The 16,437-nt window shown below is 55.2% G+C and carries 15 protein-coding genes; 3 read left to right on the top strand and 12 right to left on the bottom strand.

The genetic code is table 11. The features are described 5' to 3' along the window. Positions 1–228: 228 nt before the first annotated feature. Positions 229–1,629, bottom strand: coding sequence for a sensor domain-containing diguanylate cyclase (locus ACOTXL_RS20250; RefSeq protein ID WP_003860281.1), 1,401 nt, complete (start codon positions 1,627–1,629; stop codon positions 229–231). Between the two features lie 443 nt (positions 1,630–2,072). On the opposite strand from ACOTXL_RS20250, the gene ACOTXL_RS20245 reads away from it, so the two are divergent. Further along, positions 2,073–2,354: a YjcB family protein gene (locus tag ACOTXL_RS20245; protein WP_003860282.1), complete on the top strand. Its 282-nt coding sequence runs from the start codon at positions 2,073–2,075 to the stop codon at positions 2,352–2,354. A gap of 61 nt (positions 2,355–2,415) precedes the next feature. Here ACOTXL_RS20245 and ssb1 read toward each other — a convergent pair whose 3' ends face one another. Then, positions 2,416–2,940 carry a single-stranded DNA-binding protein SSB1 gene (gene ssb1, locus ACOTXL_RS20240; RefSeq protein ID WP_003860284.1) on the bottom strand — a complete coding sequence of 175 codons (525 nt, stop codon included), beginning with the start codon at positions 2,938–2,940 and terminating at the stop codon, positions 2,416–2,418. A gap of 251 nt (positions 2,941–3,191) precedes the next feature. Here ssb1 and uvrA point away from each other — a divergent pair, with 251 nt between their 5' ends. After that, positions 3,192–6,014 (top strand): excinuclease ABC subunit UvrA, encoded by a 2,823-nt coding sequence (gene uvrA, locus ACOTXL_RS20235; protein WP_003860287.1) that lies wholly within the window; start codon positions 3,192–3,194, stop codon positions 6,012–6,014. 3 nt (positions 6,015–6,017) lie between these two features. Here the strand turns inward: uvrA and ACOTXL_RS20230 are convergent, their stop codons facing one another. From ACOTXL_RS20230 to dnaB, 6 genes are all read right to left on the bottom strand, one after another. Next, positions 6,018–6,371 (bottom strand): MmcQ/YjbR family DNA-binding protein, encoded by a 354-nt coding sequence (locus tag ACOTXL_RS20230; RefSeq protein WP_003860288.1) that lies wholly within the window; start codon positions 6,369–6,371, stop codon positions 6,018–6,020. A gap of 2 nt (positions 6,372–6,373) precedes the next feature. Continuing rightward, positions 6,374–6,790 carry a secondary thiamine-phosphate synthase enzyme YjbQ gene (locus ACOTXL_RS20225; protein ID WP_022650227.1) on the bottom strand — a complete coding sequence of 139 codons (417 nt, stop codon included), beginning with the start codon at positions 6,788–6,790 and terminating at the stop codon, positions 6,374–6,376. Between the two features lie 112 nt (positions 6,791–6,902). After that, complete coding sequence (gene aphA, locus ACOTXL_RS20220) at positions 6,903–7,616, bottom strand: acid phosphatase AphA (protein ID WP_045350756.1); 714 nt, start codon at positions 7,614–7,616, stop codon at positions 6,903–6,905. A gap of 259 nt (positions 7,617–7,875) precedes the next feature. Continuing rightward, entirely contained in the window at positions 7,876–9,069 is a 1,194-nt protein-coding gene (gene tyrB / locus ACOTXL_RS20215; protein ID WP_045346550.1) for an aromatic amino acid transaminase, read from the bottom strand. 109 nt (positions 9,070–9,178) lie between these two features. Next, positions 9,179–10,258: an alanine racemase gene (alr, locus tag ACOTXL_RS20210; protein ID WP_003860296.1), complete on the bottom strand. Its 1,080-nt coding sequence runs from the start codon at positions 10,256–10,258 to the stop codon at positions 9,179–9,181. 16 nt (positions 10,259–10,274) lie between these two features. Beyond that, positions 10,275–11,687 (bottom strand): replicative DNA helicase, encoded by a 1,413-nt coding sequence (gene dnaB / locus ACOTXL_RS20205; RefSeq protein WP_003860298.1) that lies wholly within the window; start codon positions 11,685–11,687, stop codon positions 10,275–10,277. Between the two features lie 60 nt (positions 11,688–11,747). On the opposite strand from dnaB, the gene ACOTXL_RS20200 reads away from it, so the two are divergent. After that, the gene (locus ACOTXL_RS20200; RefSeq protein WP_003860300.1) at positions 11,748–12,731 is read left to right on the top strand and encodes a quinone oxidoreductase; all 984 of its coding nucleotides are present in this window, start codon (positions 11,748–11,750) and stop codon (positions 12,729–12,731) included. Positions 12,732–12,915: 184 nt separating this feature from the next. On the opposite strand, the gene pspG is transcribed toward ACOTXL_RS20200, so the two are convergent. From pspG to ACOTXL_RS20180, 4 genes are all read right to left on the bottom strand, one after another. Beyond that, positions 12,916–13,158, bottom strand: a complete 243-nt coding sequence (pspG, locus tag ACOTXL_RS20195; protein ID WP_045350757.1) for an envelope stress response protein PspG — start codon at positions 13,156–13,158, stop codon at positions 12,916–12,918. A 136-nt stretch (positions 13,159–13,294) separates the two neighbouring features. Further along, complete coding sequence (dusA, locus tag ACOTXL_RS20190) at positions 13,295–14,290, bottom strand: tRNA dihydrouridine(20/20a) synthase DusA (protein WP_045350758.1); 996 nt, start codon at positions 14,288–14,290, stop codon at positions 13,295–13,297. Positions 14,291–14,372: 82 nt separating this feature from the next. Next, entirely contained in the window at positions 14,373–15,659 is a 1,287-nt protein-coding gene (gene traF / locus ACOTXL_RS20185) for a conjugal transfer protein TraF (protein WP_421625857.1), read from the bottom strand. Positions 15,660–15,851: 192 nt separating this feature from the next. After that, a complete protein-coding gene (locus tag ACOTXL_RS20180) occupies positions 15,852–16,340 on the bottom strand; it encodes a cupin domain-containing protein (protein ID WP_045350759.1) in 489 nt (162 codons plus the stop codon). Between the last annotated feature and the right edge of the window lie 97 nt (positions 16,341–16,437).

The following is a 16,437-nucleotide window of genomic DNA, read 5'->3' as shown; positions in this document are numbered from 1 at the left end:
CAATGAAGACCGGCTGCTTTGATAAACAGGTGATTACGTTGCATGAATCATAGGAAGTTAGCAACTGACTTTTGGTATTAAAAATCCTAAAATTCGTGATGCCGATAATATTTTCCCGTAAGCCAAACTAAAAGTATTCATTTCGTTTCTGATAAGGAAAATAATTACCCGCGACAGGTGTGGAAAATTCGCTGGCTGAAATAGCCTGCTCTTTGTTCTTATGCTGATTTATAAATAATCAGACGCCAGGACCGTTTTTCCTCTTCCCGTACGCTTGGCGTCATATAATGCCTTATCGGCACGCATCAGTATGGCAGAAGTATCTCGTTGCCCCTGACAGACTTCAACCACCCCGGCGCTGAAGGAGAGTACCAGCGTTTTATCGCCCACACGCAGCGGTTTTGAGATCAGCGCGGCACGCAGGCGAGAAGAGAGCAACGTAGCGGCCATACCATCCGTACGCGCCAGCAGAAGAACAAACTCTTCGCCCCCCACCCGTCCCAGCGCTGACCCGGCCGGGCTCACCTCGCGAATACGGTCGCAAAAGTGAATCAATGCCGCATCGCCAACCTGATGTCCCCACCGATCGTTAATCTGCTTGAAATAATCGAGATCGAACATCAGGAGACAGAAGTGGCTACTGACATCCTGCGGCGAACTGGCTGCCAGCGCCATTTTGAGCTGCTGTAAGATTGTCGAGCGATTCAGACAGCCCGTCAGATCGTCCGTGGTGGCTTTGACGGTCAGCTGCTGTTCTGCTTTTTTACGTTCGGTGATATCCAGGCCAATATTGAGAATGGAGTTATCCGGCAAAAGGATGTTTGACCAGAGAATCGTTAACTGCGTCCCGTCTTTACGCACCGGGTGCCATTCGTACATATCCTTAAGTGGTGCGAAACGAACCGACTCCTGCACGCGCTGTCGCTCCTCGGGATCCGGATAAAACAGGGCCAGCGGATCGGGGTGCTCGTCGATTTCAGTCATACTCCAGCCAAAGACTTTTTCGCATTCGGCATTCCACAATACACACCGGTTATGCCTGTCAAAGGCGTTCATTAATACCGGCGCACGCTCAAATAAGGTTTTATATTGCGTGACGACGCGCTGCATTTCTTGCGCCGTTTTTTCCCGCACGATGATGTCATCAAAATAATCTTTTAGCTTCTCAACCAATACCACCACGATATTTTTCAGTATCGGCAACGAGGTAAGTTTTCCATTAAAAGCCAAAAAGAAATAACCACTGCACTGTCTGCCATGCGCTGAGAGTTTACACAGGACGCCGCTTTGCAGCCGCGCATAGCCCGGGTGCTGAGGGGAAAATACCGCCCGGCCAATATGCGCTTTCCAGTAGATAACCCGCCAGGCGCGGTGATGCCGCTGCAACAGGGTGCTGGCAAGAAAATCCGCCACGTTGAAGGCGTGACACGTCACGTCGCCGGCACAAACCACGCGCGGCCCGTCTGCGGATTCGACACTGACCCACGAGAGATTTGCCCCCAGAGCGCTGTTGATGGTTTCCAGCATTTCCACCGGCGAACACTGCGCGTTGAGTTGCGGCATCAGCTTCGCCAGGGCGTGCAGCGCCTGCATGCTGTCGTTAATAATCTCGCGTCTTTGTTCTTTCATTATCTTTTCGCAGGTCATTAATCGAGAGAGCAACCGCAATAACTCATATCTGAATAAAAGAATAAGACCACGAAATCAAAGAGCATGCTGAGTGTAAAACAAAGAATATAAAATCCAAAAAAGGCAATTAATTCAATGCGATGAATTATTTCTGCGGGTACATTTATTGTTCCACACAAGCATAATCCATAGACATACTGCTGTAAACGCTATACAGCCGAAGGTGTTTTGCAAAGGTTTTGCTATCTGAATGAATTAAAAATAAAAATTCCGACCAGACGCGGATACGAGCGACGACGATATATTTTCCCTGGTAATAAACCCACTTTTACCTCACGCGGATACTGGCTAATAAAACAGCAAATGTGATATAGTTCACACATCTTATGTAACGAGAAACATTGTTTCATTCCAGTTCGTCTGTTTTGTCGAGGATGAGTTTTATGGCAACCATTACCACCAGCATGGTGCTCCTGCGCTGGCCGTTGTTGAGCGCGGTTTTGATGTTCCTGGCCAGCACGTTAAACATTCAGTTCCGAAAGTCCGACTACGCAGGTCTTGCTGTGATTAGCACCCTGTTAGGGTTAGGCGCCGCATGCTGGTTCGCAACAGGTTTGCTCGGTATTACGCTGGTGGATATAGCCGCTGTCTGGGAAAACATTAAAGTGGTGATGGTTGAAGCCATGAGCCACACCCCACCAGACTGGCCGATGGTGATTACCTGATAGCCTGTTATAAAAAAACCCAGACATTGTCTGGGTTTTTTGTGTTTCACGCGTCTGGATATCAGAACGGGATATCGTCGTCGAAGTCCATTGGCGGTTCGTTAGACGGTGCCGGAGCAGACTGCTGCTGCGGACGGGACTGCGCGCCGCCGCTAAACTGATTGCCACCCTGCGGCTGCTGAGGCTGGCCCCAACCGCCCTGCTGCTGGCCGCCACCTGCCGGTGCGCCGCCGCCCTGACGGCCACCCAGCATCTGCATGGTGCCGCCAACATTCACCACCACTTCCGTGGTGTATTTTTCCTGACCGGATTGATCGGTCCATTTGCGGGTACGCAGTTGGCCTTCAATGTAAACCTGAGAGCCTTTACGCAGATACTCACCGGCCACTTCAGCCAATTTGCCAAACAGCACAACACGGTGCCATTCGGTCTGCTCTTTCATTTCACCGGTCGCTTTATCACGCCAGGATTCGGAAGTAGCCAGCGTAATGTTGGCAACTGCGCCACCACTCGGCATGTAGCGTACTTCCGGGTCCTGGCCCAGATTACCGACGAGAATCACCTTGTTTACGCCTCTGCTGGCCATGTTCGTGTCTCCTGAATACGTTTCTTAATAGTGTAAACGCGCGAGTGTACCATTTCCATGCGACACTTTGATAGTTGCGTAGCATGTTCCAGAGTTCTCTCGCGGACTCGACATTGTTACACAGTGAATCAGAAAATGCATTCCAATACTGTATATTCAAACAGGTCATTTTGTGTCATAATTAGCCGTTTCTGACAGCCGTTTGTCCTTCAAACAAATCAGGCAATCCGTGTTCCAACCGGGAAAGGTGAATGGATAAGATCGAAGTTCGGGGCGCCCGCACCCACAATCTCAAGAATATCAACCTCATAATCCCTCGCGACAAACTCATCGTCGTGACCGGGCTTTCGGGGTCTGGCAAATCCTCACTGGCTTTCGACACTTTGTATGCCGAAGGACAGCGTCGTTACGTTGAATCGCTCTCGGCGTACGCGCGTCAGTTCCTGTCGCTGATGGAAAAACCGGATGTCGACCACATTGAAGGGTTGTCTCCTGCTATCTCCATTGAGCAGAAATCCACGTCGCATAACCCGCGATCCACGGTCGGTACCATTACCGAAATCCATGACTACCTGCGTCTGCTGTATGCGCGCGTGGGCGAGCCGCGCTGCCCGGATCACGACGTTCCGCTGGCGGCCCAGACCGTCAGCCAGATGGTGGATAACGTGCTGTCGCAGCCGGAAGGCAAACGCCTGATGCTGCTGGCGCCAATCATTAAAGAGCGTAAGGGCGAACACACTAAAACGCTGGAAAATCTGGCAAGCCAGGGCTATATCCGCGCCCGTATCGACGGCGAAGTGTGTGACCTGTCCGATCCGCCAAAGCTGGAGCTGCAAAAGAAACACACCATCGAAGTGGTGATTGACCGGTTTAAGGTACGTGAAGATCTGGCGACGCGTCTGGCGGAATCCTTTGAAACGGCGCTGGAACTGTCGGGCGGCACGGCGGTGGTGTCAGACATGGACGATGCAAAAGCGGAAGAGCTGCTCTTCTCCGCCAACTTTGCCTGCCCGATTTGCGGCTACAGCATGCGCGAGCTGGAACCGCGCCTGTTCTCGTTCAACAACCCGGCGGGCGCGTGCCCGACCTGTGACGGCTTGGGCGTTCAGCAGTATTTCGACCCTGATCGCGTGATCCAGAATCCGGAGCTGTCGCTGGCGGGTGGCGCCATTCGCGGCTGGGACAAGCGTAACTTCTATTACTTCCAGATGCTGAAGTCGCTGGCGGAGCACTACAAGTTCGACGTTGAAGCCCCGTGGGCCAGCCTGAGCGCGAACGTACATAAAGTGATCCTGTTCGGTTCCGGCAAAGAGAACATTGAGTTCAAGTACATGAACGATCGCGGTGACACTTCCGTGCGTCGCCACCCGTTCGAAGGGGTGCTGCACAACATGGAGCGCCGCTACAAAGAGACCGAATCCAGCGCGGTGCGTGAGGAGCTGGCGAAGTTCATCAGCAACCGCTCCTGCGCCACCTGCGAGGGCACGCGCCTGCGTCGCGAAGCGCGTCACGTGTTTGTCGAAAACACGGCGCTGCCGACCATCTCAGACATGAGCATCGGCCACGCGATGGACTTCTTCAACAACCTGAAGCTCTCCGGCCAGCGCGCGAAAATCGCTGAAAAAGTGCTGAAAGAGATCGGCGATCGCCTCAAGTTCCTCGTGAACGTTGGCCTGAACTACCTGACGCTTTCCCGCTCGGCTGAAACGCTCTCCGGCGGTGAAGCCCAGCGTATCCGTCTGGCGAGCCAGATTGGCGCAGGCTTAGTCGGCGTGATGTATGTGCTGGATGAGCCGTCTATCGGCCTACACCAGCGCGACAACGAACGCCTGCTCGGCACGCTGGTTCACCTGCGTAACCTTGGCAACACTGTGATTGTGGTTGAGCACGACGAAGACGCCATTCGCGCCGCTGACCACGTGATCGACATCGGCCCGGGCGCTGGCGTGCACGGCGGACAGGTGGTGGCAGAAGGGACGCTGAAAGACATTATGGCGGTGCCCGAGTCGCTGACCGGCCAGTACATGAGCGGCAAGCGCAAAATTGAAGTACCAAAACAGCGCGTGGCGGCGAACCCGGAAAAAGTGCTGAAGCTAACCGGGGCGCGCGGCAACAACCTGAAGGACGTGACCCTGACGCTGCCTGTCGGGCTGTTCACCTGCATCACCGGCGTGTCCGGTTCCGGTAAATCGACGCTGATCAACGATACGCTGTTCCCGATTGCGCAGACGGCGCTGAACGGCGCGACGCTGGCTGAACCTGCACCGTACCGCGACATTCAGGGGCTGGAGCATTTCGACAAGGTTATCGATATCGATCAGAGCCCGATTGGCCGCACCCCGCGTTCCAACCCGGCGACCTATACCGGCGTCTTTACGCCCGTTCGTGAACTCTTCGCGGGTGTACCGGAAGCGCGTTCGCGCGGCTACACGCCAGGCCGTTTCAGCTTTAACGTGCGCGGCGGCCGCTGTGAAGCGTGCCAGGGCGACGGCGTAATCAAGGTTGAGATGCACTTCCTGCCGGATATCTACGTGCCGTGCGACCAGTGCAAAGGCAAGCGCTATAACCGCGAAACGCTGGAGATTAAGTACAAAGGCAAGACCATCCACGAAGTGCTGGATATGACCATCGAAGAGGCGCGCGAGTTCTTTGACGCCGTCCCTGCGCTGGCGCGTAAGCTGCAAACCCTGATGGATGTGGGTCTGACCTATATCCGTCTGGGGCAGTCAGCGACAACGCTGTCCGGCGGTGAAGCGCAGCGCGTGAAGCTGGCGCGTGAGCTGTCCAAACGCGGTACCGGTCAGACGCTGTACATTCTGGACGAGCCGACCACCGGCCTGCATTTTGCGGATATCCAGCAGCTGCTGGACGTGCTGCACCAGCTGCGCGATCAGGGCAACACCATCGTGGTGATTGAGCACAACCTGGACGTGATTAAAACCGCGGACTGGATTGTCGATCTCGGCCCGGAAGGCGGCAGCGGCGGCGGTGAAATCCTCGTCTCCGGTACGCCAGAGACCGTTGCAGAGTGCGAAGCCTCGCACACCGCGCGCTTCCTCAAACCGTTGCTGTAATCGTCACACGGAGAGCTGCTGTCGGATCGTTTCCGGCAGCAGTTCAACCGCCTGTTGATACGACGCATCCACCAGGTAGTAAATTTGCGAATCTGGCAGCGAGCCGTCGAGAAACACCGTACTCCAGTGTGCTTTATTCAGATGCTTGCTAGGCCTGACATCATCGTGCTGCTGGCGCAGTAAGTCGGCCAGTTCAGGACTGGTTTTCAGTGATGCCGCTGGCCGCGCATCCACCTCTTTCACCATCGCGAACAACACATCCCCCACTTTGATCTGCGTGGCTTTCCAGTCGCTGTGAACGCTTTGTTCCGCCCCCGGCTTGCTCATGCAGTACTGAAGTATCTCCGAAATTGTCATCTTTATTCCCCTTGTAGCGTTGCGATAATTTTACGCGAACCACCGTGAATGCGATGTTCTCCCAGCCAGATCCCCTGCCACGTTCCCAGCAGTAACCGTCCGTTGTGGACCGGCAGCATCAGCGAGACGCCCAGCAAAGAGGATTTGATGTGCGAAGGCATATCGTCCGCCCCCTCGTAATCATGCTCATACGGGGCGTTATCCGGGACGGTTTTCAGAAAATGCCGCTCCATGTCAGACCGGACGGTGGGATCGCAATTTTCATTGAGCGTGAGAGAAGCAGACGTGTGCTGAAGCAGCAGATGCAGCAAACCCGTTTTGACGCGCGACAGGTCGCGGATTTGCCCGATGACTTCGTCCGTCACAAGGTGAAATCCGCGTGGTTTTGCGCTTAAGGTCAGGGTCTGTTGATACCACATGTGCTGCTCCATTATGAAAGGTGAATCTTTCTAAGTGTGCAGCAAGAAAGCGAAAGGTAAAACCCGCGCGGCGAGATTTGCTTAAAAAAGCATTCACCCCGCCGTTAATACATCAGTATTCAGAGTTAACGATCACCTCTTCACCAAATTTTCCGGCCATCGGCAGCGGTCGGTAGGTGGAGTTCGAGGCGCGTAACACCCTGATGCCTCTGGCTCCCACGTCGTGCGCCGCGGTGATGTCGTTATCTGAATCCCCGTAGAACACTTTGATATTTTTCTTTTCCAGCCACTGGGTTTTGGTGTTTTGCCCTTCCTGGTCCCCGGCAAAAATGACCGGATTCATGCTGGCCGCCGGGATCAGAAAATCATCCTGTAGCGTTTTCGAGACGGTTTCGGTTTTGGTCTGGCTACGTCCGGTCACGAAGTAAATGCTGTCGCCGCGCTTTACGTGCATGGCGATCAGCGCGCGGGCAACCTCTTTCGGGATACTGAACTCATCCCAGCCGTTGTTCATCTTTTCCCAGAATTCCGGGTTTTTCAGATAGGCTTCGCTGTCAAGGGAGTACGTTTTTTTGCCGCGCCAGAAACCGGGGCTGGAGAAGAGAACGGTATCGTCAATATCGAAGCCCACGGCTATCGGCGGGCGACCCGTCAGGCTGTTTTCAATTTGTGCCACTGAAACCCAGTGAATGGGGGCCTGTTCGGCAAGAATGGCGGCGGTGGTGCCGGTGTAAAGCGGCGTGGGTGCAGAAGCCCGCGCAACAACGGTACTATTAAGCGAGAACAATAAGCAGGCGGCGCTGAGCGCCAGTGTGATCTTGCGCATATTTTCCCCTGAATATTCAGTTTGTTATCTTTTTATTTTGAGCGGATGGTCAAAAAACTATCCGACCATAACCCCAGCGGGAGGGGAAGGAAAGGAGTTTTTACTTATTAAGCGGAATAAAAAGAAGACGATCACAAAGTGTGGATGAGTGATGTAGGCCCGGTAAGGCGCAGCCGCCACCGGGCAAGATTTTCTGCGGCCTGATGCCCTCACCCCAGCCCTCTCCCACAGGGAGAGGGAGATAATAAGTAGTGAGTACTTACATCACAGCTGCAAACGCCTGCGCCACGCGCTGGACGTTGCTGGCATTCAGACCCGCCACGCACATACGGCCGCTGGCGATCAGGTAGACACCGAACTCTTCACGCAGGCGATCGACCTGCGCTGCGCTCAGTCCGGTGTAGCTGAACATCCCGCGCTGCTTGAGAAGATAATCAAAGTTATGCCCAGGCACGGCCTCTTTCAGGACGTTAACCAGCTCCTGACGCATCGACAGGATGCGCTTACGCATCGCTTCCACTTCCGCAAGCCAGGTGGCTTTCAGTCTTTCGTCACCGAGAACTGTCGCCACCACCTGCGCACCAAAGTTCGGCGGGCTGGAGTAGATACGGCGGACCGTCGCTTTCAGCTGGCCGAGTACGCGGCCCGCCGCTTCAGCGTCTTCACACACCACGGACAGACCGCCAACGCGCTCGCCGTACAGGGAGAAGATTTTTGAGAAGGAGTTGCTGACCAGAGCGGGAAGCCCCGCGCTGGCAATCGCGCGAATGGCGTAGGCGTCTTCCTCCATGCCCGCGCCAAAGCCCTGATAGGCGATGTCGAGGAACGGGATCAGGTTACGCGCCTTCAGTATCTCGATCACCGCATCCCACTGGGCATTGGTGAGGTCCGCACCCGTCGGGTTATGGCAGCACGGATGCAGCAATACGATACTGCGCTCCGGCAGGGTGTTCAGTTTTTCCAGCAGCGCATCAACGCGCACGCCGTTCGTTTCGCTGTCGAACCACGGATAGGTTTCAACCTTAAAGCCCGCGCCCTCGAAGATCGCAACGTGGTTTTCCCACGTCGGGTCGCTGACCCACACGCCGGAATCCGGGAAGTACTTTTTCAGGAAATCTGCGCCTACCTTCAGCGCACCCGAGCCACCCAGCGTCTGGATAGTCGCCACGCGCTTTTGCGCGAGCACCGCGTGGTCGGCACCAAACAGCAGCGGCGCGATAGTGTTGCGGTAGGTGTTTAATCCTTCCATCGGCAGATAAAGCGAAGCACCGTGCGGGGTTGCGTTAAGACGCGCTTCAGCTTCGGCAACGGCTTTCAACTGAGGAATGATGCCGTCTTCGTTGTAGTAAAGACCAATGCTGAGGTTCACTTTGTCGCTGCGAGGATCTTCTTTGAAACGCTCCATCAAGGAGAGGATAGGGTCGCCGGCGTAGGCGTCTACTTTCTGAAACACGCGATGTTCTCCGGATTATTATGAGGCAGGGAATTCAACAATAAACCGGAAGCGGAAGAAGATCGAGGGGATGTTAACAGAAGCGGGATGCACCGCATCCCGCTCATGCTTAGTCGACATATTTCATCGCGACCCTTGAGGTAAGACGCGTGATAAGTTCGTAAGCACTCACTTTTGTTATTTCAGCAATACGTTCTACCGGCAGGCCTTCGCCCCACATCACCGCATCGTCCCCCGCTTTATCCTGCGCGTCGGGCCCCAGATCAACACAAATCATGTCCATCGCCACGCGGCCGACAATCTTCACTTCACGACCGTTGACCAGCACCGGCGTGCCCGTTGGTGCGGCGCGGGGATAGCCGTCACCGTAGCCCATCGCCACCACGCCAAGACGGGTATCGCGCTCGCTGATCCAGGTGCCGCCGTAACCTACCGGCTCTCCCGCTTTGTGCTCACGCACGGCAATCAGCTTTGAAACCAGCGACATCACCGGCTTAAAGCCAAAGTCCGGCCCCCAGGGTTTGTTCTCCAGTGGCGATACGCCGTAAAGAATGATGCCCGGACGCGCCCAGTCGAAGTGCGACTGCGGCCACAGCAGAATACCGCCGGATGCCGCGATCGAGCGCATCCCCGGTTTGCCTTCGCAGAAGGTGTTGAAGATATCAAGCTGCTGTTCCGTTGCGCCGCATTCAGGCTCATCGGCGCGGGCAAAGTGGCTGACGATGTTCACCGGCTGACGCACATTTTTGCACTGACACAGACGCTGATAAAACGCCTCCGCGCTTTCCGGCCGCACGCCCAGACGGTGCATGCCCGTGTCGAGCTTCATCCAGACGGTGACCGGCTCGCTCAGTTCGGCCGTTTCCAGCGCGGCCAGCTGTTCTTCGTTATGCACCGCCGTGTGCAGGTGCTGATCGGCAATGGTCGGCAGGTCCGAGGCTTCAAAAAAGCCTTCGAGGAGCAGAATCGGTTGCGTAATTCCACCTGCGCGCAGGCGGAGAGCTTCTTCGAGACGGGCGACGCCAAAAGCGTCGGCATCGGGGAGCGTTCGCGCGGTCTCAAGAAGACCGTGTCCGTAAGCGTTCGCTTTCACGACTGCAACGAGCTTACTGGCGGGCGCCAGTTCTCGCAGACGTTGCAGGTTGTGTCGCAGAGCGCGGCGGTTAATAACAACAGTTGCCGCTTGCATTTGAATTCCTTAGAAATTACTCATCATCATATTGAGGACCGGCATAGTTGTCGAAACGCGACCACTGGCCGTTAAAGGTCAGACGTACCGTACCGATGGGGCCGTTACGTTGCTTACCAATAATAATTTCGGCGATCCCTTTCAGGTCGCTGTTCTCGTGATAAACCTCATCACGGTAGATGAACATGATTAAGTCGGCATCCTGCTCGATGGAGCCGGATTCACGCAGGTCGGAGTTGACCGGGCGCTTGTCTGCACGTTGTTCCAGAGAGCGGTTAAGCTGCGACAGCGCCACCACCGGCACGTGCAGCTCTTTGGCTAACGCCTTGAGCGAGCGCGAAATCTCGGCAATCTCCAGCGTACGGTTGTCGGAAAGCGACGGAACGCGCATCAGCTGAAGGTAGTCGATCATGATGAGACCGATGCCACCGTGTTCACGGGCGATACGGCGCGCGCGGGAGCGCACTTCCGTCGGCGTCAGGCCGGAGGAGTCATCAATATAGATGTTCCGTTTTTCCAGCAAAATCCCCATGGTGCCGGAGATCCGCGCCCAGTCCTCATCGTCCAGCTGACCGGTACGGATGCGGGTCTGATCCACGCGCGACAGGGACGCCAGAGAACGCATCATGATCTGTTCAGAGGGCATCTCCAGACTGAAGATAAGCACCGGCTTATCCTGCAACATCGCCGCGTTTTCGACGAGGTTCATTGCAAATGTCGTTTTACCCATCGACGGACGTGCGGCCACGATAATCAAATCCGACGGCTGAAGACCTGCCGTTTTCTTGTTGAGATCGTCATAACCGGTGTTCACCCCCGTCACGCCATCGTGCGGCTGCTGGAAAAGCTGCTCAATACGTGCAACGGTGGCGTCGAGCACATCGGCGATGTTTTTCGGGCCTTCGTCTTTATTCGCACGGCTTTCGGCGATTTTAAAGACGCGGGATTCCGCCAGGTCGAGCAGATCTTCGCTGGTGCGCCCCTGGGGATCGAAACCGGCCTCGGCGATCTCATTCGCCACCGAGATCATCTCGCGGACAACGGCACGTTCACGAACGATATCAGCGTAAGCGCTGATGTTCGCGGCACTTGGCGTGTTTTTTGACAGTTCTGCCAGATAGGCAAATCCGCCGACGCTGTCGAGCTGTCCCAGACGCTCCAGCGATTCTGCGAGCGTAATCAGGTCGATCGGGCTGCCCGACTCCTGCAAACGCGCCATTTCCGTAAAGATGTGGCGGTGCGGGCGGGTATAGAAGTCTTCCGCGACAACGCGCTCGGCGACGTCGTCCCAGCGTTCGTTATCCAGCATTAAACCGCCCAACACCGACTGTTCCGCTTCAATCGAGTGCGGCGGGACTTTTAACCCGGCGACCTGATAATCACGCTCACGAGGTTCAGTCTGTTTGTTGAAGGGTTTGTTTCCTGCCATAGTGAATGGAGTTACCGAGATAAAGAGTGGGTCGAAAGATTACCACATTCTGGAGGAAGCATGGCAACACGTATTGAATTTCACAAGCATGGTGGCCCTGACGTACTCAAAGCGGTGGAATTTACCCCCGCTGCGCCTGGCGAGAACGAAATCCAGGTGGAAAACAAAGCTATCGGCATTAACTACATCGATACCTATATTCGCGGCGGCCTCTATCCGCCTCCGTCGATGCCGAGCGGGCTGGGCACAGAGGCGGCCGGCATCGTCAGCAAAGTGGGCAGCGCGGTTAAGCACATTAAGGAAGGCGATCGCGTGGTGTACGCGCAGTCGGCGCTGGGCGCTTACAGCTCCATCCATAACGTTCCGGCCGAGAAAGCGGCGCTTCTGCCAAATGCGATCGGCTTCGAGCAGGCTGCCGCCTCATTCCTGAAAGGGCTGACGGTCTATTATCTGCTGCGTAAAACCTACGAAATTAAGCCTGACGAGCAATTCCTGTTTCACGCAGCCGCAGGTGGCGTGGGGCTGATTGCCTGCCAGTGGGCGAAAGCCCTGGGCGCGAAGCTGATCGGCACCACAGGCAGCGCGCAAAAAGCGCAGCGTGCGCTGGACGCGGGCGCATGGCAGGTGATCAACTACCGGGAAGAGAGCATCGTTGAGCGGCTAAAAGAGATCACTGGCGGCAAAAAGGTCCGCGTGGTGTATGACTCGGTGGGGAAAGACACCTGGGAATCTTCGCTGGACTGCCTGCAACGTCGCGGGCTGATGGTGAGCTTCGGTAACGCCTCCGGGGCTGTCACCGGGGTGAACCTGGGCATTCTGAATCAGAAAGGATCACTGTACGTCACTCGCCCTTCCCTGCAAGGTTACATCACCAACCGGGAAGAACTCGAGGAAGCCAGCAACGAGCTGTTCTCGCTGATCGCCAGCGGGGTGATTAAAGTGGATGTGGCAGAGGCGCAGAAATATCCGCTGACCGATGCGCAACGTGCGCATGAGGTGCTGGAGAGCCGGGCAACGCAGGGGTCGAGTCTGTTAATTCCCTGAGCCATAAAAAGAAATTGGGCTTCCCGTGGGAAGCCCTTTCTTTTTTTAGTTCGGCTGTATGTAGGGTACAGCTCGATGAATTCTTTAGCGGCAGCCATAGTGACAGATTCGATAAGTAAATCCTATTCTGTTCTAAGGATTGCTGCCGGAAAAGTTGCAGGTATGTGACGTACCCCTCAATACCTTAGTAACGGAAGCGGTTATTACGCTGATAACTGGGCAGTTTTGGCGATTTAATCGCCCGTATCGCCCATACCACCGCAATCGCCAGAAGTAACCACGGCAAGAGTTTAATCGTCAGGGCAAATAAACCGCCGACAAACATCACCACCGTGGCCACAACGAGCGCGGCCAGGATACCGAACAGCGACACGCCCGTGACCATCAGCATGATAAAGAAACCAATCACAAAAAGTAGTTCAAGCATGGTGCTCTCCCACGAGTTCCCGAATGATGCTGCGATCGTTACAAGAATCATGCCAAAAATAAGTTGTTGTTCTGAAAGCAAAACGCCCCGCAATGTGTTGCAGGGCGTGGCGTATTTGACCATCTTTTAGCGAAATTTAACGTTTATCCGCAACCAGACGCAGCGCGTGTTCCAGTACCTCAATATCCGCACCGGCTTTATGCGCGTTCTCGCTGAGATAACGACGCCACTGGCGCGCACCAGGAATGCCCTGGAACAGGCCAAGCATATGGCGGGTAATGTGGCCCAGATACGTACCATGACTCAGCTCGCGCTCAATGTACGGATACATGGCGCGCACTACGGCCACGGGATCGGTGTCAGCACCCTCAACGCCAAAGATTTCCCGTTCAACCGTCGCCAGAATGCCCGGATTCTGATACGCCTCGCGTCCGACCATCACGCCATCCATATGTTCGAGGTGCGCTTTGGCCTCGTCCAGCGACTTAATACCGCCATTGATCGACATGGTCAGGTGTGGGAAGTCGCGTTTCAGCTGGTACACGCGCGGGTAGTCCAGCGGCGGGATCTCGCGGTTTTCTTTCGGGCTGAGGCCAGAGAGCCAGGCTTTACGGGCGTGGATGATAAACATCTCGCATTCACCCTTCCCTGATACGGTGTTGATGAAATCACACAGAAACTCATAGCTGTCCTGGTCGTCTATGCCGATACGGGTTTTGACCGTGACCGGGATAGAGACGACGTCGCGCATCGCTTTGATGCAGTCCGCCACCAGGTGTGCATTACCCATCAGACACGCGCCGAACATACCGTTTTGCACACGGTCGGACGGGCAACCGACGTTGAGGTTAATCTCGTCATAGCCGCGTTCTTCAGCCAGCTTCGCGCACTGCGCCAGCGCAGCCGGATCGCTGCCACCCAGTTGCAGCGCAACCGGATGCTCCTCTTCGCTGTACGCCAGATAATCGCCCTTGCCATGAATAATTGCGCCGGTAGTGACCATTTCGGTGTACAGCAGCGTATGGCGGGAGAGCTGGCGCAGGAAATAGCGGCAGTGTCTGTCCGTCCAGTCGAGCATTGGCGCAATGGAGAAACGGTGTGCAGGGAAAGCGGTCTGGAATTCTGACGACATGGCGAAGTTTTAAGCATCTGGTGGAAAAGGGGCGCTACTATAGCATAAAGAAAAGCCGGAGGCGCAGCGCCTCCGGTGGACTTTAGAACGTCATGCTCAACTGTGCCCCTGCGCCCCAGGTCTCGTCTTCGCCATAAAGCCCCATCAGGTCAACGTGGACGGCGTTGAACGGCGCGAAACCGACACCGCCGGTAAAGACGTTGCTGTCGTTCCCTTTCATATCCGCACGATAACCGGCGCGTACTGCCAGCCAGCTCAGCGGCGTGACTTCGGCACCGACGCCAACGTACTGGGAGGTGTCTTCGCTTTTAAAGCCCTTGGTTTCGGTCAGATCGCCGTCTGCGGTAAGCGTGACCAGATCGTTATGCCAGGCGGCCCCGGCAGTGACCAGCGGACGGATCTGATAGGTGTCTTTATAACTCACTACCTCTCCCGTGCGTCCGTTGCGAATGCGGATATCTTTGGTATCGATATCGCGCGACATCAGGTTTTGTCCGCTCACACCGACCGTCCAGTTTTCACCGAAATCAGCCGCAATACCGGCATCGACGTTGGAGCCAGTGTCGTCGGTACGGTAGCGGCTGTCGTTCCACTTATTACTGTCGTAATCGTAGATAGAGGTGGTGTAGTTATAGAGCCAGGTTTTTTGCAACTTCGGCGTGACGCCAACGGAAACCGGAACGCCGCCAAGATCGAACTGACGGGCCACCGCAATACCGTAGTCGGACACAATCGCCGCCCGACCAGACGCCGTAGAGTTAAGGTTTTTGGTGATCTGATCGGTACCGTTTAGCGCGGCATCCAGCGCCACACCGGCAGCCACCGCATCGCTTCGTTGTATACCGCGCAGATAATCAATGTCCTGCTGATCGATTGAAGAGCTGACCCGGCCATGGGCATAGCCTTTTGCCATAAAGGCCACGGAAAGAACATCGTTAGGGATACTGACGGCAATCCCCGCCCCTGCGGTGGCGTGTGCGGTCTTGCCTTTCAGGTAGTCCAGTTCATCAGCGAGATCTTTCGCTGCGCCCTGGAACTGATTGATCGAACCTAATGGATTGGTGATAACTTCAATGGGGGTCAGACTATCAACCACATCCTTGTAATGATTGATTTTGTCGTTAATGGTATCAATCTCGTCCTGAAGATTGTCTTCATCGGTCACCTGCACGCCAACGGACGGCAAAATAACCGTCACATCATCCTCGGGCTTAGATTTTGCCAGCAACGCGGGGTTGATTAACGCCCCGCTGCCATAGCTCCCTGCCGCGACACCCGTTCCGCCCATTGCGTCGCTACGCGCTTCCGTCCAGGTATTGGCTGCTCCCGCCTGATTTGCCATAAAAAAGGAGACAGCGATGCTAACCATCGAAAATTTAAAATGTTTTTTCACAGTGTGCTCGTAAATAGTTTGTTATTAGTTAACCCTGTCTGTTATCACCCAAACAGGAACGAACTATTGCTGTGAATAAGTGCAAAAAGACCCGCTATTTCCTTAAGTTAAATTCCATCCCGGCCTGTTGTAATATGTGACGACCATCAATATTTATAGAAGAGGAAATTATTTTCGCCCAGGTTTTCCATCGTGCGGCCTAAAAAACTGAGGCGGATGGTCGACCCAGCGGTCTTCGCGCGTCGCGGCATACACCGGATTGAGCGGATAGTAGATACGGTTATGTTTTTTATTGGCCTCACCCACCACCAGTAAGCGCACCTCTTCATCGGTATTGTTGATAAAGGTGTGACACACGCCCGTCCCGGCTGGAAATCCCACGCTGTCTCCGGGTTCGAGCTTCCATAAATAGCCATTGATCCAGGCCTCAGGGTAACCCTCCAGAACGTAAACAAACTCCTCTTCGTCGCTTTCCGCATGCGGATAAGATGTGCGGCGTCCGGGCGGCAGCCGTTCATGGTGAATACCAATGCGGCCGAGACCCAGTTTGCGGGCCAGCGGCGCGCCAATAGAAAAACGTTCGTTGCTGTCAGGATACGTTGCGTCATCAACGCCTTCCACGTCCCGCCAGTGCCGAATACAGTCAGGTCTTTTCATTTTGCGATCTCCTGATTTGCGATGCGTCAGGTATAGCACAGCCTGGCGGATCTCGGTGTTTTTAGCAGAACATGATAAAGTGAGAGTTTTCACCCCT

Origin of the sequence: Enterobacter cloacae complex sp. IR5402, from assembly GCF_049238125.1 — a bacterium.
Classification (GTDB): Bacteria; Pseudomonadota; Gammaproteobacteria; order Enterobacterales; family Enterobacteriaceae; genus Enterobacter; species Enterobacter hormaechei_C.
Note: the sequence above shows the minus strand (reverse complement) of the source record. Positions and strands in the feature narration are given on the sequence as shown.